Origin of the sequence: Streptomyces sp. NPDC048111, from assembly GCF_043202815.1 — a bacterium.
GTDB lineage: Bacteria > Actinomycetota > Actinomycetes > Streptomycetales > Streptomycetaceae > Streptomyces.
Window position 1 is genome coordinate 50,237 of sequence record NZ_JBIDBD010000023.1, and the last position, 19,539, is coordinate 69,775.

Here is a 19,539-nt window from a genome sequence, read left to right on the forward strand (position 1 = left end):
TCCAAACCTCCATGGTTGGGTTAGGTTAGGCTCACCTTACTCAAGGAGATCGCATGTCGCGTCCGGGGAACACCAGTCACATCACGGACAGCACGAAGAAGGCCGGCCAAACGCCGCTTTCGCGGGAGGCCGACTCTCCCGACTCCTCTGGAGCCGGGCACGTGACGGAGGTCCGATCAGATCGTGGTCAGCCGCGTCCCAGCGGACTTGAAGTCGCACGGATGCCGTCAGCAGCCGAGCGCACACGAACTCTCGTACAGAGTACCTGCTCGGCGGTGCTGCTCGTACCCGGCCTCCCACCGACCCGTCCCGAGCAGGCCACGACCGAGGTCCGCACCGTCGGACCCGACGGGGACCTGTTCCTGGTCCTGCCCGCCGACTCCCCCGTCGTACGGGCCGCCACCCACGCCCAGGACGACGAGGTCCGGGCGGTCCTCGAACTCACGGACGTGGCTCCGGTCTCCGTCCCCCACCGCATCCGGGGCCGCGCCTGGGTCTCCGGCTGGCTGACCCTGGTGCCCGGCCAGGCGGCCCCCGGGCGGATGACGCTGCGCCTGGACGTCGGGGAGGCGTACGTGGACGACCTGTGGGGGGCGAGCGCGGTCGACCCCGAGGACTTCGCGCGGGCGCAGCCCGACCCGCTGGCCCGGTACGAGACCGAGCTCCTGCAGCACCTCGCCTCGGCCCACGACGAGCAGGTGGGGCTGCTCGCCGGGCTCGTGGAGCGCGCGGACGTGACCCGGGTCACCCCGCTTGCGCTCGACCGGTTCGGTCTCCGGGTGCGTTTCGGCCGGGGCGGCGGCCACACCTTCGACGCCCGCTTCGACTTCCCCGAGCCGGTGACCGACATCACGGACCTGCGCCGCGCGATGCACCAGCTCTTCGAGGCCGCGGCCGGCTAGCAGCAGGGGCGGTGGCGGGGGCCGCCCGCTCGGCAGGAGAGCCCTCCGCGGCATCACCCTCCGCGGAAGGCCCCTCCGCAAGAGACCTCTCCCCCCGGAGGCCCCTCCGCAGGAGACCCTCTGCACGAGGCGCCCTACTCCTCCCCGCGCCCCAACCGCTCCCGCACCTTCTCCACCACGTCCGCGTACCGCGCCTCCGCCCCATACCGCGTCGGCTCGTAGTACCGCTTCTCGGACACCGCGTCCGGCGCGTACTGCTGGGCGGCGATGGCGCCCGGCACGTCGTGCGGATAGACATAGCCCTGCGCGTGCCCCAGCTTGGCCGCGCCCTTGTAGTGGCCGTCCCGCAGATGGGGCGGGACGGGGCCGGCCAGGCCCGCCCGTACGTCCGCGAGGGCCGCGCCGATCGCCGTCGTCGCGGAGTTGGACTTGGGGGCAAGCGCCAGCGCGATGGTGGCGTGGCTGAGGGTGAGGGCCGCCTCGGGGAAGCCGATGAGGGCCACCGCCTGGGCCGCCGCCACCGCAGTGGGCAGGGCCGTCGGGTCGGCGAGGCCGATGTCCTCGCTCGCGGAGATGATCAGGCGGCGCGCGATGAAGCGGGGGTCCTCCCCCGCTTCGATCATGCGGGCCAGATAGTGCAGCGCCGCGTCGACGTCCGAGCCGCGGATCGACTTGATCAGGGCGCTCGCCACGTCGTAGTGCTGGTCGCCGCCCTTGTCGTACTTCACCGCCGCCCGGTCGACGGTCTCCTCCAGCGTCTGGAGCGTGATCTCCCGCTCCGACTTGGCGAGGGCCGAACCGGCCGCGGCCTCCAGGGCGGTCAGTGCCCGGCGCGCGTCACCGCCCGCGATGCGCAGCAGATGGGACTCCGCGTCATCGGGCAGGGTGACCGCGGCGCCCAGGCCCCGCTCCTCGGCGAGCGCCCGGCGCACCAGCGCCCGCAGGTCGTCGTCGGTGAGCGGTTCGAGGGTGAGCAGCAGGGAGCGGGAGAGCAGGGGGGAGATCACCGAGAAGTACGGGTTCTCCGTGGTGGCCGCGATGAGGGTGACCCAGCGGTTCTCGACGGCGGGGAGCAGGGAGTCCTGCTGGGCCTTGGAGAAGCGGTGGATCTCGTCGAGGAAGAGGACGGTCTCCTTGCCGAAGCCGCCGATGGCGCGGCGCGCGCCGTCGATGACCGCGCGGACCTCCTTGACCCCGGCGGTGATCGCCGAGAGCTCGACGAACCGCTTGTTGGTGGCCTTGGACACCACGTAGGCGAGCGTGGTCTTGCCGGTGCCCGGCGGGCCCCACAGGATCACCGACGAGGGGCCGGCGGGGCCGCCCGCGCCCTCGCCCACCAGGCGGCGCAGCGGCGAGCCCTGCTTCAGGAGGTGCTGCTGGCCGACCACCTCGTCGAGGACGCGCGGGCGCATCCGTACGGCCAGGGGGCTGCCCGCCGGGTCTTTCTCCTGGCGGTCCTCGGCGGCTGCGGTGAAGAGGTCGGGTTCCACGCACACGACCCTAGGGCACGGCACTGACAACGCCGTCCGGCCTGCGCGGACGCGGGCCGTCCCGGTGGCCGGTGAGCGCCGGTCAGCTGGTCCAGAAGTCCCACCAGCGGGTCAGGATCAGCATTCCGATCACGCCGATGTGCAGCACCGGCAGGACCCAGGTGAACTCGGACAGCGCGTTCTTCATCCAGCGCGGCGCGGGCAGGAACCCGCGGCGCAGGTTGAACGACGTCACGTACCAGAACATGACGATGGTGGCGACCCAGGCGAGGCAGCACCACAGGCAGAGCGAGTTGATCCGGTACAGCGACTCGAACTGGAGCCAGCTGACGAAGCAGACGCCGAAAACGGTGCCCGCGTTGAAGGTCAGCCAGTACCAGCGGCGGAAGCGCGCGCCCGCCAGGATGCTCATGCCGACGCAGACGACGATTCCGTAGGCGACCAGGCCCAGCATCGGGTTCGGGAAGCCGAAGGCCGACGCCTGATCGCTCTTCATGATGTTGCCGCAGGACACGACCGGGTTCAGGCTGCACCCCGGCACGAAGTTCGGGTTCTCGAGCAGTTTGAACTTGTCGAGCGTGATGACCCAGGCCGCCACCACCCCGGCCACACCCGTGATCACGAGCAGCCAGGCGAACGCGCGGCTGCCGCCGACGGCCCCCTCGCTGCTCACCTCGCGGTGTCCGGAGTCGGAGGAGACGTCGTCAAGTGTTGTGGTCATAGCGCCGGTCCGTCATCCCGTCATCGTGGTTGCCTGTGCTGCCGCCGCCTCATTCTGCCGCACGGGGTGCGCTGTCCACCGTTCGATGGACATAAGGACGTCCGCGCGGGGAGCGGGCACGGGCCGCGCACGATCGCGCGCGACGGGGGCGCGGGGGCGAGCGGAGCCCGCTCCCCACGCCTTCGGCCGTCAGGCCAGGCGCTCGCGGACCGCGTCCACGACCGCGTCCAGCGCCACCGGGCCCTGTTCGCCCGACTCCATGTCCTTCAGCTGGACCACGCCTTCCGCGAGGTCCCGCTCGCCCGCGACCAGGGTGAAGCGCGCGCCCGAACGGTTCGCGTTCTTCATCGCGCCCTTCAGACCCTTGCCGCCGAAGCTGAAGTCCGCCGCGATGCCCGCCCGGCGCAGCTCGGTGACCTTGGCGAAGAGCACGCGCCGCGCCTCCTCGCCGAGCGGGACCGCGAACACACTGGTCGAGGAGGGGAGTTCGAGGGCGACGCCCTCGGCCTCCAGCGCCAGGACCGTACGGTCGACGCCCAGCGCCCAGCCCACCGACGGCAGCGCGGGGCCGCCGATCATCTCGGAGAGGCCGTCGTAACGGCCACCGCCGCCGACCGCGGACTGCGAGCCGAGACCGTCGTGGACGAACTCGAACGTCGTGCGCGTGTAGTAGTCGAGACCGCGCACCAGCTTCTCGTCGTCCTCGAAGGCGACGCCCTCCGCCGTGAGCAGCGCGCGCACCTCCTCGTGGTACGCCTTGCACGCGTCGCACAGGTAGTCGCGCAGCACCGGCGCGCCGGTCAGCTGCTTCTGCACGTCGGGGCGCTTGTCGTCGAGGACCCGCAGCGGGTTGATCTCGGCGCGGCGGATCGTCTCCTCGTCGAGGTCGAGGCCGCGCAGGAACGACTGGAGGGCCTCCCGGTAGACCGGGCGGCACTCCTTGTCGCCCAGCGAGTTCAGCAGGATGCGGAAGTTCCGCAGACCGAGCGAGCGGTACGCGTCGTTCGCCAGGATGATCAGCTCGGCGTCGAGCGCCGGGTCCTCGGCGCCGATCGCCTCGGCACCGACCTGCGAGAAGTGCCGGTAACGGCCCTTCTGCGGGCGCTCGTAGCGGTAGTACGAGCCCGAGTACCAGAGCTTGACGGGGAGGTTGCCCGCCTTGTGCAGATTGGCCTCGAGGGACGCCCGCAGCACCGAGGCGGTGCCCTCCGGGCGCAGCGCGAGCCGGTCGCCGCCCTTGGTCTCGAAGGCGTACATCTCCTTCGTGACGATGTCGGTGGACTCGCCGACCCCGCGCGCGAAGAGCTCGACGTTCTCGAAGCCCGGGGTCTCGATGTAGCCGTATCCCGACCGCTTCAGCGGCGCCGCGATGGCCTCGCGCACGGCGAGGTAGCGCGCCGAATCCGGCGGGAGCAGGTCGTAGGTGCCCTTGGGGGCCTGGAAAGTACTCATGGGAAAGCTTTTCGTCACATTCCTCGTCGGGGAGAGGCGATGCCCTCTCCCTGGCCGGCGGCCACCTGCCGCAGATACGGGTTGGTGGCGCGCTCCTGGCCGATGGTCGTCTGGGAGCCGTGGCCGGACAGCACCACGGTCGAGTCGTCGAGCGGCAGGCACACGCGGCCCAGCGACTCGAGGAGCTCGGCGTGGCTGCCGCCGGGCAGGTCGGTGCGTCCGACGGAGCCGGCGAAGAGCAGGTCGCCCGAGAACAGGATCGGAGGAATGTCCTCCGCCTCGGGCAGCCCGAACGTCACCGACCCCTTGGTATGGCCGGGCGCGTGCGACACGGTGAGCTCCAGGCCGGCGAGCGCGAGCCTGGCGCCGTCCGTGAGCTCCTTGACGTCGTCCGGCTCCCCCACCGTCAGATCGCCCATGAGCTGGGCGCCGAAGGCACGGCCGAGGGCCTTCTCCGGGTCGCTCATCATGTAGCGGTCGTCGGGGTGGATCCAGGCGGGCACGTCGTGGGCTCCGCAGACCGGGACGACCGAGGCGCAGTGGTCGATGTGGCCGTGGGTGAGGATGACGGCGACGGGCTTGAGCCGATGCTTCTTCAGCGTTTCCTCGACGCCCTGGGCGGCCTGGTGGCCGGGGTCGATGATCACGCATTCCTCGCCTGCGGCGGGGGCGACCAGGTAGCAGTTGGTCCCCCAGGCCCCGGCGGGGAACCCGGCAATCAGCACGATCGTCCTCGATTTCTTGCGCGGCGGGTGATGACGGCTGTTCAGAGCGTACCGGCGCCGCTCGGGTCACAGCGAACCCATATACGGTACGGGTCACAGTCAGCTCGTACGCACGTACCGGCACCCCACGAGACCGCACAAGGAGACGACCGGTGGTCAGCAGCGAACAGCGTCGGCGCCAGCTCGCGCGCGAGAAGTTCGAGCGGCAGCAGCAGCGCCGGGAGGCAGCCCGGCGCAAGGCCAGGCGCCGCAACACGGTCATCGCGGCCACCCTCGCGGTGGTCGTGGCGGCGGGTGGCGTCGCCTTCGCGACGGGCGCCTTCTCGGGCGACGGCGCCAAGAAGTCCGACGCCGCGGCCCCCTCCGCCAGCCCGTCGTCCTCGGCCAGCTCGACGCCCGAGCCGAAGATGGCGGTGGACGCCAAGGCGAAGTACGCCATGGCCCTGAAGACGAACGCCGGCGACATCTCCGTCGCGATGGACGCGGCGAAGACCCCGCACACCGTGAACTCGTTCAAGTACCTCGCCGACAAGGGGTACTTCAACAACACCAAGTGCCACCGCCTGACCGCGCAGGGCATCTACGTGCTCCAGTGCGGCGACCCCCAGGGCACCGGTTCGGGCGGCCCCGGCTACACGATCCCGGACGAGAACCTGACCGGTCTCGGCAAGGCGGGCGCGGACGGCACGGTGACCTACCCGGCGGGCACGGTGGCCATGGCCAACACCGGCCAGGCGCACACCGGCGGCAGCCAGTTCTTCCTGGTCTACAAGGACAGCAAGCTGCCGCCCACCTACACGCCGTTCGGCACGATGGACGCGGCCGGCCTGAAGGCCGTCGAGGACGTCGCCAAGGAGGGCGTCGAGGGCGGCGCGGGTGACGGGGCGCCCAAGAAGGCCGTCACCGTCGAGAAGGCCGCCGTCACCAAGCAGTGACGCCGCCGGGCGCCCGGCACCGAGCGTGAACCGCTGAATTCGGCCGCGCTGAGTGCGGACAGCCGGGCGGCCGGTCGCCTAGATTGGCGTTGTGCAGCGTGGGCCCGTACCGCGCTGTGGAGGGCGGGCGGGACCCGCCGGGAAACTGTGGACGATGCCCCGGGGGAGCGACCCCCCGCGCAGGCATCATGTGGAGGAGGCGCTGTGAGCAGCGACCCGTGGGGCCGCGTCGATGAGACGGGCACCGTGTATGTGCGTACAGCCGAGGGCGAAGTGGTCGTCGGATCGTGGCAGGCGGGCTCTCCCGAGGAGGCGCTGGCCTACTTCGAGCGCAAGTACGAGGGCCTGGTTGTCGAGATCGGCCTCCTCGAACGACGGGTGAAGACCACCGATCTGTCGGCGAAGGACGCGCAGACCGCGATCGACCACCTGCGCGGCCAGGTGGACGAGCATCACGCGGTCGGTGACCTCGACGCGTTGCGGACGCGCCTGGACAAGCTGGTGGCGACCGTGGAGTCGCGGCGCGAGGAGCGCAAGGTCCAGAAGGCCAAGCAGACCGACGAGGCCAAGCACGCCAAGGAGGCGCTGGTCGCCGAGGCCGAGGAGCTGGCGCAGAGCGAGCAGTGGCGGTCGGCGGGCGAGCGGCTGCGGGCGCTGGTGGACACCTGGAAGGGTCTGCCGCGCCTCGACCGCAAGTCGGACGACGAGCTGTGGCACCGCTTCTCGCACGCCCGCTCGGCCTTCTCCAAGCGCCGCAAGGCCCACTTCGCCTCGCTCGACGCGCAGCGCGAGGAGGCCCGCAAGGTCAAGGAGAAGCTGGTCGTCGAGGCCGAGGCGCTCTCGGGCTCCACGGACTGGGGCACCACGGCCGCGCGCTACCGCGATCTGATGGCGGACTGGAAGGCGGCGGGCCGCGCCCAGCGCGAGGCCGAGGACGAGCTGTGGAACCGCTTCCGCGGCGCCCAGGACGTCTTCTTCGCGGCGCGCGGCGAGGTCTTCGCCGAGCGTGACGCCGAGCAGACCGAGAACCTGAAGCTCAAGGAGGAACTGGCCGTCGAGGCCGAGAAGATCCTCCCGGTGACCGACCTGAAGGCGGCCCGCGCCGCGTTCCGCTCGGTCAACGAGCGCTGGGAGGCCATCGGGCACGTACCGCGCGACGCGCGTCCCAAGGTCGAGGGCCGGATGCACGCCGTGGAGCGGGCGATCCAGGAGGCCGAGGAAGGCGAGTGGCGCCGCACCAACCCGGAGGCGCGGGCACGCGCCGCGGGCCTCACGGGCCAGCTCCAGGACGCCGTCGACAAGCTCCAGAAGCAGATCGACGCGGCCCGCGCGGCCGGCAACGACGCGAAGGCGGACAAGCTGGCCCGCGAACTCGAAGGCCGCCAGGCGCTGTTGGACCAGGCGCTGAAGGGGCTCGAGGAGTTCGGCGGCTGACCCCGCCCCCGCCGCATGAAAGAGGCCCCCGGAACCTTTCGGTTCCGGGGGCCTCTTTCATGACCGCGCGGCCCGCCCCGGGCCCGGGGCGCCCCGGTTACGGGCGCCGGGCCGATGTCACCCGGTACACGTCGTACACGCCCTCCACCCCGCGCACCGCCTTGAGTACGTGCCCCAGGTGCTTGGGGTCGCCCATCTCGAAGGTGAAGCGGGAGGTCGCGACCCGGTCGCGGGAGGTCTGGACGGCTGCCGACAGGATGTTGACGTGCTGGTCGGACAGGACGCGGGTGACGTCCGACAGGAGGCGCGAGCGGTCCAGGGCCTCGACCTGGATGGCGACCAGGAAGACCGAGGACTGGGTCGGCGCCCACTCCACTTCCAGGATCCGCTCCGGCTGCTGGGACAGGGAGTCCACGTTGACGCAGTCCGCCCGGTGCACCGAGACGCCGCTGCCGCGGGTGACGAAGCCGATGATGGGGTCGCCCGGCACGGGCGTGCAGCAGCGCGCGAGCTTGACCCATACGTCGTCCACGCCCTTGACGACCACACCGGGGTCGGCGTTCTTGCGGCGCTTGCTGCGGCCGCGCGAGGGCGGCGCCGACTCGGCGATGTCCTCGTTGGCGGCCTCCTCGCCGCCGAGCGCCTGCACCAGCTTCTGCACGACGCCCTGGGCCGCGACGTGGCCCTCGCCGATCGCCGCGTACAGCGAGGAGATGTCGGGGTAGCGCATCTCGTGGGCGAGGGTGACGAGCGAGTCGCCGGTCAGGATGCGCTGGATGGGCAGGTTCTGCTTGCGCATGGCCCGCGCGATGGCGTCCTTGCCCTGCTCGATCGCCTCGTCGCGGCGCTCCTTGGAGAACCAGCCGCGGATCTTGTTGCGGGCGCGCGGCGACTTGACGAAGCCGAGCCAGTCGCGCGACGGCCCGGCCCCGGCGGCCTTGGAGGTGAAGACCTCCACCAGGTCACCGTTGTCGAGGGTCGATTCGAGCGGTACGAGCCGGCCGTTGACGCGGGCGCCGATGGTGCGGTGGCCGACCTCGGTGTGGACGGCGTACGAGAAGTCGACGGGCGTGGAGCCGGCCGGCAGCGCGATGACATCGCCCTTGGGCGTGAAGACGAAGACCTCGTTGCGCGAGAGGTCGAAGCGGAGCGACTCCAGGAACTCGCTCGGGTCCTCGGTCTCCTTCTGCCAGTCCAGCAGCTGGCGCAGCCACGCCATGTCGTTGAGGTGGTCGTCCTTGCCGGTCTTCCTCGGCACGTCGGTACGCACCTTGGACGCGCCGGCCACGGCCTCCTGCTTGTACTTCCAGTGCGCGGCGATGCCGTACTCGGCGCGGCGGTGCATGTCGAAGGTGCGGATCTGCAGTTCGACGGGCTTGCCGTTGGGGCCGATCACCGTGGTGTGCAGCGACTGGTACATGTTGAACTTGGGCATCGCGATGTAGTCCTTGAACCGGCCGGGGACCGGGTTCCATCGCGCGTGGACCGTGCCGAGCGCCGCGTAGCAGTCGCGGACCGTGTCCACCAGGACGCGGATGCCCACCAGGTCGTAGATCTCCGCGAAGTCACGGCCGCGGACGATCATCTTCTGGTAGACGCTGTAGTAGTGCTTGGGGCGCCCGGTGACGGTGGCCTTGATGCGGGCCGCCCGCAGGTCGGACTGCACCTCGTCGGTCACTATGGCGAGGTACTCGTCGCGCTTGGGGGCGCGCTCGGCGACCAGGCGCACGATCTCGTCGTACATCTTGGGGTAGAGGATCGCGAAGGCGAGGTCCTCCAGCTCCCACTTGATGGTGTTCATGCCCAGGCGGTGGGCGAGCGGCGCGTAGATCTCCAGGGTCTCGCGCGCCTTCTTCTCCTGCTTCTCGCGCTTGAGGTACCGCATGGTGCGCATGTTGTGCAGGCGGTCGGCGAGCTTGATCACCAGGACCCTCGGGTCCTTGGCCATCGCGACGACCATCTTGCGGACGGTCTCGGCCTGCGCCGCGTCCCCGAACTGGACCCGGTCGAGCTTGGTGACGCCGTCGACGAGCAGGGCGACCTGGTCGCCGAAGTCGCGGCGCAGGGTGTCGAGGCCGTACTCGGTGTCCTCGACGGTGTCGTGCAGCAGGCCCGCCATCAGGGTGGCCGGATCCATGCCGAGCTCGGCGAGGATCGTGGTCACCGCGAGCGGGTGCGTGATGTACGGATCGCCGCTCTTGCGCTTCTGGCCGCGGTGCCAGCGCTCGGCGACCTGGTAGGCCTTCTCCACCTGGCGCAGCGTGGCGGTCTCGATCTTGGGGTCGTTGCCGCGCACTATCCGCAGCAGCGGTTCGAGCACCGGGTTGTACGCGGACGAGCGCTGCACGCCCAGACGGGCGAGGCGGGCGCGCACCCGGTTGGAGGAGCCGCCGGAGCGCGAGACCGCACCGGCCGGCACGACGGGCTTGGCGACGGGCGCCGCAGCGGGCTCCTTGGCCGTGGCCCCGGCGCTCTCGGGCGTCGCGGGTTCCGGCTTCGCCGCGGGCTCGGGCTGCGCCGTGGGCTCGGGGGGCGTGGCCGGTTCCGCCGCGGGCCCGGTGGGCTGCTCGTCGGGCTGCGCGGCGGAGAGTGGCTGGGCCTCGTCTGGCAAAAGCGCTCCTCTGGGGGTCCCCCGGACGGCGTCTGGGAGAGGGTCCGGGTCCCCCGGACAGGCCCGGAAGTATCCATGATATCGAGCCGTGCGCCGGCGCTCTCCCCCGGCCGGTGGCGCCTTCGGCCCGCGGAACGCGGAAGGCGGGCGCCGGATTGCTCCGGGCCCGCCTCCGCGGTGTTCCGTGCGCCGCTCAGACGGCGATCAGGGCGTCGAGCGGGGCGGCGCCCAGGGCGTCCTTCAGCCGCTCCCGGCCGCCGAGGAAGCCGAGCTCCATCAGCACCGCGACGCCCGCGACCTCCGCCCCGGCCCGCCGGATCAGCTCCAGACAGGCCCCGGCGGTGCCGCCGGTGGCGAGGACGTCGTCGATGACCAGGACGCGGTCGCCCGCGCCGAGGGCCTCGGTGTGCACCTCGATCTCGGCGGTGCCGTATTCGAGCGCGTACGCCTGCGTGAGCGTGGCTCCGGGAAGCTTGCCCGCCTTGCGGACGGGGACGAAGCCGAGCCCGGCGCGGACCGCGACGGGGGCCGCCAGGATGAAGCCGCGCGCCTCCAGGCCGACGATCTTCGTCGCGCCGTGCTGGACGCACAGCGCGGCAAGCGCGTCGGTGAGGGCCGTGAACGCCTGCGGGTCCGCGAGCAGCGGGGTGATGTCCTTGAACATCACGCCCGGCTTCGGATAGTCCGGCACGTCACGGATGCGGCTGAGCAGCAGCCCCACGGTCTCGGTGGAGACGCCGGTCATCGGCGCTTCCCCCGGTTGTTGCGGCTCGGCTGGCGGCGCTGGCCTACGACCGCGCCGGCGGTCTCGGCGTCGTCGTCCTCGTCGAGCGGCGCCGCGTCCTGCGGCTCCTCGGGCTCGCCCTTGGCGGCGGCCGCGGCGCGCTTGGCCAGGACCCGCTTCTTGAGCGCCTTCATCTCCGGCATGGTCTCCTTCAGGTCGGCGACCAGCGGAGTGGCGATGAAGATCGAGGAGTACGCACCGGCCGCGAGGCCGACGAACAGCGAGAGCGAGATGTCGTTCAGCATGCCGGCGCCGAGGACGCCGCCACCGATGAACAGCAGTCCGGCGACCGGGAGCAGCGCCACGACCGTGGTGTTGATGGAGCGGACCAGGGTGCCGTTGAGGCTCTTGTTCGCCATCTCGCTGTAGGTGAGCCTGGTCTGCTTGGTGATCCCCTTCTGGCCCTCCTTGAGGCCGTCGAAGACGACGACGGTGTCGTAGAGGGAGTAACCGAGGATGGTGAGCAGACCGATCACGGTGCCCGGGGTGACCTCGAAGCCGACCAGGGCGTAGATGCCGACCGTGATCGTGAGGTCGTGGACCAGGGCGATCAGGGCCGCCAGCGCCATGCGCCACTCGAAGGCGATGGCCAGGTAGATCACCACCAGGATCATGAAGACGATCAGGCCCGTCCAGGCCTTGTTGGCGATCGTCTCACCCCAACTGGGGCCCACCAGATCGGCGTTGATGTCGTTCGCGTTGACCTTGAGGTCCTTGGCGAGCTCCGTCTTGATCTGGTCGGACTTGGCGGTGTCGACGCCGCCGATGGTGATGCGGATCGTGCCGTCGCCGAGCTTCTGGGCGATCGCGTCGTGTCCGGAGACCGCTTCGGCCGAGCTCTCCGCCTGCGAGGCGGACATCGACGTCTTGGGCGTGGTGAAGACCGCGCCGCCCTCGAACTCGATGCCCATCGTCAGGCCCCGCACCGCCAGGCCGACGATGGCCGTGATGGTGATCAGGATCGAGATGCCGTACCAGATCTTGCGCTTGCCGACGAAGTCGTAACCGACCTCACCGCGGTACAGCCTGGCGCCGAGAGTGCCGAGCTTCGACATCTCACGCCTCCTTCGGGTTGTCGACGGGGGCGGAGGTGGTGCGGCGGGCCCGGCGCAGCGGGGGCTTGGCGCCGAGCCGCTTCGGGTCGAGGCCGGACCAGGGGTGGCCACTGGCGAAGAACTTGCGGCGGGCCAGGAGCGTCATCACCGGCTTGGTGAACAGGAAGACGACGACCACGTCGAGCAGGGTGGTCAGACCCAGCGTGAACGCGAAGCCCTGCACCTTGCCGACCGTCACGATGAACAGCACCGCGGCGGCCAGGAACGACACGAAGTCGGAGACCAGGATGGTGCGCCGGGCACGCGGCCAGGCCCGCTCGACGGCGGGGCGCAGGGTGCGGCCCTCGCGGATCTCGTCACGGATGCGTTCGAAGTACACGATGAACGAGTCCGCGGTGATGCCGATCGCGACGATGGCGCCGCAGACCGCGGGCAGGTTCAGCGCGAAGCCGATGCCGGGGCCGAGCAGCGTCATGATCGTGTACGTCAGGACCGCCGAGGCGACGAGGCTGAGGATGGCGATCGCGGCGAGCCCGCGGTAGTAGGCCACCAGGTAGATGATGACCAGCGCGAGACCGATGGCACCGGCGATCAGACCGGCGTGCAGCTGGTCGGCGCCGAGGGCGGCGGTCACGGTGGTGACGCTCTGCTCCTGGAAGGAGAGCGGCAGCGCACCGTAGGACAGCACGTTGGCCAGGTCCTGGGCGGTGGACTGGGTGAAGTTGCCGGAGATTTCGGCGGAGCCGCTGAGCGTGGAGCTCACCGTGGGCGCCGAGACGACCTGGTTGTCCAGCGCGATGGCGAAGCGGTTGTTCGGGTACTGCTGCTGCGAGAGCTTGCCGGTGATCGCCGCGAACTTCTTCGAGCCGCCGCCGGTGAAGTCCATCTGAACGATCCACTGACCGTTCTGCTGGTTGATCACGGCCTGCGCCTTGGCGACGTCGGTGCCGTCGACCTCGGCCGGGCCGAGGATGTACTTCTCCTGGCCGTCCTTGTCGCACGCCACGGTCGGCTCGCTGGACTTGGCGCCCTCGCCGGCCTTGGACCGCGCTTCCTTGGTGGAGCAGTCGAGCGACGCGAACTGGGCCTGGAGCTTGGCCGCCGCCGCGGAGTCGCCGGAGGGCGACGGGTTGGGCGCGGGGCTCCCCGGCTTGCTGGCGCCCGGGGTGGGCGAGGCCTTGAGCGCGTCCGAGAGGGCGCGGCCCTGCGGGGTGCTGCCGGAGCTCGGCTTGCCGGCGCTCGGCGTGGCCTTGCCGGAGGCCTTCGGGGTGGGCTTGCCGGAGCTGCCGGCACTGGCCGACGGGCTGGGCTTGCCGGAGCCGCTCGGGGAGGCGCTCGGCTCGGGCGCCGCGGTCGGCTGGGCGGTCAGCACCGGCCGGAAGTACAGCTTCGCGGTCTGGCCGACCTGCTGGCGGGCCTGCTCGGAGTTCGTACCCTTGGGGATGTTGACAATGATGTTGTCGCTGCCCTGGGTCTGAACCTCGGCCTCGGTGACACCAAGACCGTTGACGCGGCGGTTCATGATCTGGACCGCGGTGTCCATGTTGGCCTTGTTGATCGCCGACTCCTGGCCGGGCTCGGCCTTGGCCTTCAGCGTGATGCTCGTGCCGCCCGCGAGGTCGATGCCGAGCCTCGGCGTGGTGTGGTGGGAAATGAACATCCCACCGGTGAGCGCGACCATGACGATGAGGATGAAGGCCAGGGCGCGGCCCGGCTTGCTCTGACCCCCCGCCGCCGGCCTTCGGCCCTTGTTCGGTGCTGCCACCTTGTCGTTTCTCCCTGTCCAACCGCCCTGCGCCGGGTGTGCGCGTGGGCGGCCACGAAGTGTTGTGGGGACGTCCCCCGCAGAAGTCGGCGCGCTCCCGGACCGCCGGCGCCGGTCAGGCGCGGCGGTCCCGGCGCGGGACTACTTCTCCGCCGCCCCGCCGTCGGCCTTGCCGTCCTTGCCGTCAGTGCCTTCCGTGGACCCGGCGGCCTCGGCGTCGTTCGCCTCGGCGGCGCCGTCCTTCTTGCCCAGGTCGATCTTCGCGTCCTCGGCGACCGCGGCGTCCGCCTCGGCGGCTTCGGTGGCCCCGGTCAGCGAGGAGGCGTCGTCCGGCACCGCCGGGAGCTCCTCGTCGGTGTCACCGTGCACGATGCGGTTGTACTCCGCGTCGGACAGGACCGCGCCGATGGCGTTCTTCGCGTAGACGGCGTGGACGCCGGGCGCCACCTCCAGGAGGACCGTCTCGTCGCCGATCTCCTTGACGGTGGCGTACATGCCCCCGATGGTGCGGACGCCGGTGCCGGGCTGCATCTCGTTGCGCATCGCGGCGGCCGCTTGCTGCTTCTTCTTGGCGGACCGGGTCATCAGGAACATGGCCCCGATAAGCACAATGAAGGGGAGGAGAGTGATAGGGCTCACGGGACGGAACTTCCTTCGCATGACCGCACCGGGGGCGCGGCCTGATCTGGGGGTGGGGACGCCGGCCTGGAAGGGCGGCATCGGCGGAGTCTAAGCGAGTCCGCACAGATGGAACAACGCCCAGCATCCCACCGGGGTTCCGTGCCGTGCGACCCTCCGCGCCGTCACGCCCCGAAGAGCCCCTGTTGTCCGCTTCCTGACGCTCCGCCGCCCTGCTGCGGAGGGACGAGGCCGAGGTGGGCCCAGGCGGCGGGGGTGGCCACCCGGCCGCGCGGGGTGCGGGCGAGCAGGCCCTCGCGGACCAGGAAGGGCTCGGCCACCTCCTCCACCGTCTCGCGTTCCTCGCCCACCGCGACGGCGAGCGTGGACAGGCCCACCGGGCCGCCGCCGAACAGCTTGAGCAGGGCCGTGAGCACGGCCCGGTCCAGGCGGTCGAGACCGCGGGCGTCGACCTCGTACACGCCGAGCGCCTTCGACGCGATCTCGGGGGTGATGACGCCGTCCGCCTTGACCTGGGCGTAGTCGCGGACCCGGCGCAGCAGCCGGTTGGCGATGCGCGGGGTGCCGCGGGAGCGGCCGGCGATCTCGGCGGCGCCGCCGGTGTCGATCTCCACGTCGAGCAGCCGGGCCGAGCGGTGGATGACCCGCTCCAGCTCGGCGGGCTCGTAGAACTCCATATGCCCGGTGAAGCCGAACCGGTCGCGCAGCGGCGGTGGCAGCAGGCCGGCCCGGGTGGTGGCGCCGACCAGGGTGAAGGGGGGCAGCTCCAGCGGGATGGCGGTGGCGCCGGGGCCCTTGCCGACGATGACGTCGACCCGGAAGTCCTCCATCGCCATGTACAGCATCTCCTCGGCGGGGCGCGACATCCGGTGGATCTCGTCGAGGAAGAGGACCTCGCCCTCCTGGAGCGAGGACAGGATCGCGGCGAGGTCGCCCGCGTGCTGGATGGCGGGGCCCGAGGTGATCCGGATGGGGGCGCCCATCTCGGCGGCGATGATCATCGAAAGGGTGGTCTTGCCGAGGCCGGGGGCGCCGGAGAGCAGCACGTGGTCGGCGGTGGCGCCGCGGGCACGGGCGGCGCGCAGCACCAGGTCGAGCTGCTCGCGCACCTTCTCCTGGCCGACGAACTCCTCCAGGTCCTTGGGGCGCAGGGCGGCTTCGACGGCGGTGTCCTCGCCGTCGGCGTCGGCCGCCACGAGGCGGTCGGCCGCCGTCGCGGACACATCCGCCGTCTCGGAGCCGTCTTCCCAGTTCATGACGTGTGCCTCGGATCGTGGTCGCGGTGGGGGGTGCGGGCGTACGGGGTCAGCGGGCGCGGTTCAGCGTCCGCAGCGCGGCCTTGAGGAGGGCGCCGATGTCCGGCCGCTCGGCCGCCTCGGCCTGCGGTGCGACCGCGGCGACCGCCTCGTCCGCCTCGCGGGGCGCGTAGCCGAGCCCGATGAGGGCCGCGTGCAGCTGGTCGCGCCAGCCCGGGGCGGCCGGGGCACCGGCTGCGGGGGCGCTGCCGACGGGCGCGCCGAGCCGGTCCTTCAGCTCGATGAGCAGCTTCTGGGCGCCCTTCTTGCCGATGCCCGGCACCGCGGTGAGCGCCTTCTCGTCGCCGGTGGCGAAGGCGCGGCGCAGCGCGTCGGGGGTGTGCACCGACAGGACGGCCTGGGCGACCCGGGGGCCGACGCCGTTGGCGGTCTGGAGCAGCTCGAAGACCTGCTTCTCGTCGTCGTCGGCGAAGCCGTACAGCGTCAGCGAGTCCTCCCGCACGACCAGGGACGTCGCGAGCTTCGCCGGCTGGCCGACGCGCAGGGTCGCCAGGGTATTGGGCGTGCACTGCAGGGCCATGCCGATGCCGCCGACCTCGACCACCGCGGCGTCGGGAGCGAGGGCGGCGACCGGGCCGCTGACGAAGGCGATCATCGGGTGACCTTCCGTACGGAGTGCTGGGCGTGGGCCTGTTGCAGGCGGTTGAGCGCGGGGGCCCGCCAGATGTGGCAGATGGCGAGGGCCAGCGCATCGGCCGCGTCGGCCGGTTTGGGCGGGGCGTCGAGCCGGAGCAGCCGCGTCACCATGGCGCCGACCTGTGCCTTGTCGGCCCGGCCGCTCCCGGTGACGGCGGCCTTGACCTCGCTGGGGGTGTGCAGCGCGACGGGGATGCCGCGGCGCGAGGCGCAGAGCATGGCGACCGCGCTGGCCTGGGCGGTGCCCATGACCGTACGCACGTTGTGCTGGCTGAACACCCGCTCCACGGCGACGAATTCGGGCCGGTGGGCATCGAGCCACTCCTCGATCCCGCGCTCGATGGCGACGAGGCGGTGGCCCAACTCGGCGTCCGCGGGCGTGCGGACGACGCCGACGCCCAGCATGGCCAGCGGCCGGCCCGCGACCCCCTCGACGACGCCGACGCCACAGCGCGTCAGGCCGGGGTCCACTCCGAGTACGCGCACGGCCCCTCCCCTCGCTCCCTCGGTGATCTTTGACGTGCCGCCAGGCTATCCGCTGCCACTGACAACGGCGGCGGGCCGATGGGACGTGTCCCATCGGCCCGCCGAAACCGCTTCACACGCGGCAGCGTTACGCGTCGAGCTTCTCCATGACCTCGTCGGACACGTCGAAGTTGGCGAAGACGTTCTGCACGTCGTCACTGTCCTCCAGCGCGTCGATCAGCTTGAAGATCTTCCGCGCGCCTTCCTCGTCCAGCTCGACCTGCATGGTCGGGACGAAGTTGGAGTCGGCCGAGTCGTAGTCGTAGCCGGCCTCCTGGAGCGCGGTGCGCACCGCGACCAGGTCGGTGGCCTCGGAGATGATCTCGAAGGAGTCACCGAGGTCGTTGACTTCCTCCGCACCCGCGTCCAGAACGGCGCCGAGGACGTCGTCCTCGGAGAGCTCGGCCTTGGGCAGGACGATGACGCCCTTGCGGTTGAAGAGGTACGAGACCGAGCCCGGGTCGGCCATGTTGCCGCCGTTGCGGGTCATCGCGACCCGTACGTCGGAGGCGGCACGGTTGCGGTTGTCGGTGAGGCACTCGATGAGCACCGCGACACCGTTCGGGCCGTAACCCTCGTACATGATCGTTTCGTAGTCGGCACCGCCCGCCTCGAGACCGGCGCCGCGCTTGAGCGCGGAGTCGATGTTCTTGTTGGGCACCGACTGCTTCTTGGCCTTCTGCACGGCGTCGAAGAGCGTCGGGTTGCCGTCGATGTCGGCGCCCCCGGTGCGGGCCGCGACCTCGATGTTCTTGATCAGCTTCGCGAAGAGCTTGCCGCGCTTGGCATCGATCACGGCCTTCTTGTGCTTCGTCGTAGCCCATTTAGAGTGGCCGGACATCTGCCTGTCTCCTTCGCGTAACCCATTCTGCGTCGTTCGGCAGAGATCCTACCGGGACCCGGCCCGCGCGTCGCCCGGCCCCCGCGCGGGGCGGGGGCCGGAGCGGGCGTCGTTCACACGGCGGCGCGCACCATGTCGACGAACAGCGCGTGCATGCGGTGGTCGCCGGTCAGTTCGGGGTGGAACGAGGTGGCGAGCGCGTTCCTGCGGCGCACCGCCACGATGTGACCGCCGTGCTCGGCGAGCACCTCGGTCTCGGCGCCGACCGACTCGACCCAGGGGGCGCGGATGAACACGCCCTCCACGGGGCCGACGCCCGCGACCTCGACGGTCGCCTCGAACGACTCGTTCTGACGGCCGAAGGCGTTGCGGCGCACGATCATGTCGATGCCGCCGAAGGTCTCCTGGCCCGAGCGCGGGTCGAGGATCTTGTCGGCCAGCATGATCAGGCCCGCGCACGTGCCGTACACGGGCATCCCGGCGCCGATCCGCTCGCGCAGCGGCTCCAGCATGCCGAACAGCGCGGCGAGCTTGTAGATCGTGGTGGACTCGCCGCCGGGCAGCACCAGACCGTCCACCTCGGCGAGTTCCTCGGGACGCCTGACCGGCCTGGCCACGGCGTCCGCCGCGGCCAGGGCGATGAGGTGCTCCCGTACGTCGCCCTGGAGGGCCAGCACGCCGATGACGGGGGGGTTTTTCATCGGTGACTACCAGCCGCGGTTGGCGTAGCGCTCGGTCTCGGGCAGGGTGTCGCAGTTGATGCCGACCATGGCCTCGCCCAGGTTGCGGGAGGCGTCCGCGATGATCTTCGGGTCGTCGAAGAAGGTGTTGGCCTTGACGATGGCGGCGGCGCGCTTGGCCGGGTCGCCCGACTTGAAGATGCCGGAGCCGACGAAGACGCCCTCGGCGCCGAGCTGGCGCATCAGCGCGGCGTCGGCCGGGGTGGCGACGCCACCGGCGGAGAACAGCACCACGGGGAGCTTGCCGAGCTCGGAGACTTCCTTGACCAGCTCGTACGGGGCGCGCAGCTCCTTGGCGGCGGCGTACAGCTCGTTGTTGTCGAAGCCGCGCAGCTTGGCGATCTCGTTCTTGATCTGGCGCAGGTGGCGGACGGCCTCGACGACGTTGCCGGTGCCGGCCTCGCCCTTGGAGCGGATCATGGCCGCGCCCTCGGCGATGCGGCGCAGGGCCTCGCCCAGGTTGGTGGCGCCGCACACGAACGGCGTGGTGAAGGCGAACTTGTCGCTGTGGTTGACCTCGTCGGCCGGGGTGAGGACCTCGGACTCGTCGATGTAATCGACGCCGAGGGACTGCAGGACCTGGGCCTCCACGAAGTGGCCGATGCGCGACTTGGCCATCACCGGGATGGAGACCGCGGCGATGATCTCCTCGATCATGTTCGGGTCGGACATCCGGGCCACGCCGCCGTCCTTGCGGATGTCGGCGGGCACCCGCTCCAGGGCCATGACGGCGACGGCGCCCGCGTCCTCGGCGATCTTCGCCTGCTCGGCGTTGACCACGTCCATGATCACGCCGCCCTTGAGCTGCTCGGCCATGCCGCGCTTGACGCGGGCGGTGCCGAGGGCGGGGCTGTCGGACTGGGGGGTGCTGGAAGGCGTGCTGGACACGGAGCGACCTCACTGGGCGGAGAAGGGATTCTGCTCTCCCGAGAGAACCCTGGGCGAGCAGGCCACATCAAGGGCCAATG

18 protein-coding genes are annotated in these 19,539 nt (G+C 71.1%); 3 read left to right on the forward strand and 15 right to left on the reverse strand.

What is annotated here, in order from left to right; translation table 11 throughout:
• Nucleotides 1–221: 221 nt before the first annotated feature.
• Nucleotides 222–902: a DUF2470 domain-containing protein gene (locus ACGF3I_RS27380; RefSeq protein ID WP_393136471.1), complete on the forward strand. Its 681-nt coding sequence runs from the start codon at nucleotides 222–224 to the stop codon at nucleotides 900–902.
• Nucleotides 903–1,036: 134 nt separating this feature from the next.
• On the opposite strand, the gene ACGF3I_RS27385 is transcribed toward ACGF3I_RS27380, so the two are convergent.
• The 4 genes from ACGF3I_RS27385 to ACGF3I_RS27400 all read right to left on the reverse strand — a co-directional run bounded on the left by ACGF3I_RS27385 (nucleotide 1,037) and on the right by ACGF3I_RS27400 (nucleotide 5,290).
• Nucleotides 1,037–2,392, reverse strand: a complete 1,356-nt coding sequence (locus tag ACGF3I_RS27385; RefSeq protein WP_393136473.1) for a replication-associated recombination protein A — start codon at nucleotides 2,390–2,392, stop codon at nucleotides 1,037–1,039.
• Nucleotides 2,393–2,474: 82 nt separating this feature from the next.
• On the reverse strand, nucleotides 2,475–3,113 hold the full coding sequence (locus tag ACGF3I_RS27390; protein WP_393136475.1) for a vitamin K epoxide reductase family protein: 639 nt from the start codon (nucleotides 3,111–3,113) through the stop codon (nucleotides 2,475–2,477).
• A 189-nt stretch (nucleotides 3,114–3,302) separates the two neighbouring features.
• Complete coding sequence (gene hisS / locus ACGF3I_RS27395; protein WP_393136477.1) at nucleotides 3,303–4,565, reverse strand: histidine--tRNA ligase; 1,263 nt, start codon at nucleotides 4,563–4,565, stop codon at nucleotides 3,303–3,305.
• 14 nt (nucleotides 4,566–4,579) lie between these two features.
• On the reverse strand, nucleotides 4,580–5,290 hold the full coding sequence (locus tag ACGF3I_RS27400; RefSeq protein WP_393136479.1) for an MBL fold metallo-hydrolase: 711 nt from the start codon (nucleotides 5,288–5,290) through the stop codon (nucleotides 4,580–4,582).
• A 152-nt stretch (nucleotides 5,291–5,442) separates the two neighbouring features.
• Here ACGF3I_RS27400 and ACGF3I_RS27405 point away from each other — a divergent pair, with 152 nt between their 5' ends.
• A complete protein-coding gene (locus ACGF3I_RS27405) occupies nucleotides 5,443–6,225 on the forward strand; it encodes a peptidylprolyl isomerase (RefSeq protein ID WP_393136481.1) in 783 nt (260 codons plus the stop codon).
• Between the two features lie 204 nt (nucleotides 6,226–6,429).
• Nucleotides 6,430–7,659 carry a DUF349 domain-containing protein gene (locus ACGF3I_RS27410; protein ID WP_393136483.1) on the forward strand — a complete coding sequence of 410 codons (1,230 nt, stop codon included), beginning with the start codon at nucleotides 6,430–6,432 and terminating at the stop codon, nucleotides 7,657–7,659.
• A 97-nt stretch (nucleotides 7,660–7,756) separates the two neighbouring features.
• On the opposite strand, the gene ACGF3I_RS27415 is transcribed toward ACGF3I_RS27410, so the two are convergent.
• From ACGF3I_RS27415 to pdxS, 11 genes are all read right to left on the reverse strand, one after another.
• Nucleotides 7,757–10,270: a RelA/SpoT family protein gene (locus tag ACGF3I_RS27415; protein ID WP_393136485.1), complete on the reverse strand. Its 2,514-nt coding sequence runs from the start codon at nucleotides 10,268–10,270 to the stop codon at nucleotides 7,757–7,759.
• 193 nt (nucleotides 10,271–10,463) lie between these two features.
• Nucleotides 10,464–11,015 (reverse strand): adenine phosphoribosyltransferase, encoded by a 552-nt coding sequence (locus ACGF3I_RS27420; protein WP_393136487.1) that lies wholly within the window; start codon nucleotides 11,013–11,015, stop codon nucleotides 10,464–10,466.
• The gene (gene secF, locus ACGF3I_RS27425) at nucleotides 11,012–12,109 is read right to left on the reverse strand and encodes a protein translocase subunit SecF (protein WP_393136489.1); all 1,098 of its coding nucleotides are present in this window, start codon (nucleotides 12,107–12,109) and stop codon (nucleotides 11,012–11,014) included. The genes ACGF3I_RS27420 and secF overlap by 4 nt, the downstream gene beginning before the upstream one ends.
• 1 nt (nucleotide 12,110) lies before the next feature.
• Nucleotides 12,111–13,874 (reverse strand): protein translocase subunit SecD, encoded by a 1,764-nt coding sequence (gene secD, locus ACGF3I_RS27430; protein ID WP_393136491.1) that lies wholly within the window; start codon nucleotides 13,872–13,874, stop codon nucleotides 12,111–12,113.
• A gap of 141 nt (nucleotides 13,875–14,015) precedes the next feature.
• Nucleotides 14,016–14,513 carry a preprotein translocase subunit YajC gene (gene yajC, locus ACGF3I_RS27435; protein ID WP_393136493.1) on the reverse strand — a complete coding sequence of 166 codons (498 nt, stop codon included), beginning with the start codon at nucleotides 14,511–14,513 and terminating at the stop codon, nucleotides 14,016–14,018.
• A gap of 164 nt (nucleotides 14,514–14,677) precedes the next feature.
• A complete protein-coding gene (gene ruvB, locus ACGF3I_RS27440; protein WP_393136495.1) occupies nucleotides 14,678–15,769 on the reverse strand; it encodes a Holliday junction branch migration DNA helicase RuvB in 1,092 nt (363 codons plus the stop codon).
• Nucleotides 15,770–15,818: 49 nt separating this feature from the next.
• Nucleotides 15,819–16,424: a Holliday junction branch migration protein RuvA gene (ruvA, locus tag ACGF3I_RS27445; protein WP_393136497.1), complete on the reverse strand. Its 606-nt coding sequence runs from the start codon at nucleotides 16,422–16,424 to the stop codon at nucleotides 15,819–15,821.
• Entirely contained in the window at nucleotides 16,421–16,951 is a 531-nt protein-coding gene (ruvC, locus tag ACGF3I_RS27450; protein ID WP_393136498.1) for a crossover junction endodeoxyribonuclease RuvC, read from the reverse strand. Before ruvC ends, ruvA begins: the two co-directional genes overlap by 4 nt.
• A 127-nt stretch (nucleotides 16,952–17,078) precedes the next feature.
• Nucleotides 17,079–17,831, reverse strand: a complete 753-nt coding sequence (locus ACGF3I_RS27455) for a YebC/PmpR family DNA-binding transcriptional regulator (RefSeq protein WP_393136500.1) — start codon at nucleotides 17,829–17,831, stop codon at nucleotides 17,079–17,081.
• A 113-nt stretch (nucleotides 17,832–17,944) separates the two neighbouring features.
• Entirely contained in the window at nucleotides 17,945–18,532 is a 588-nt protein-coding gene (pdxT, locus tag ACGF3I_RS27460) for a pyridoxal 5'-phosphate synthase glutaminase subunit PdxT (protein ID WP_393136501.1), read from the reverse strand.
• A gap of 6 nt (nucleotides 18,533–18,538) precedes the next feature.
• Entirely contained in the window at nucleotides 18,539–19,459 is a 921-nt protein-coding gene (pdxS, locus tag ACGF3I_RS27465) for a pyridoxal 5'-phosphate synthase lyase subunit PdxS (protein WP_393136503.1), read from the reverse strand.
• Nucleotides 19,460–19,539: the final 80 nt, after the last annotated feature.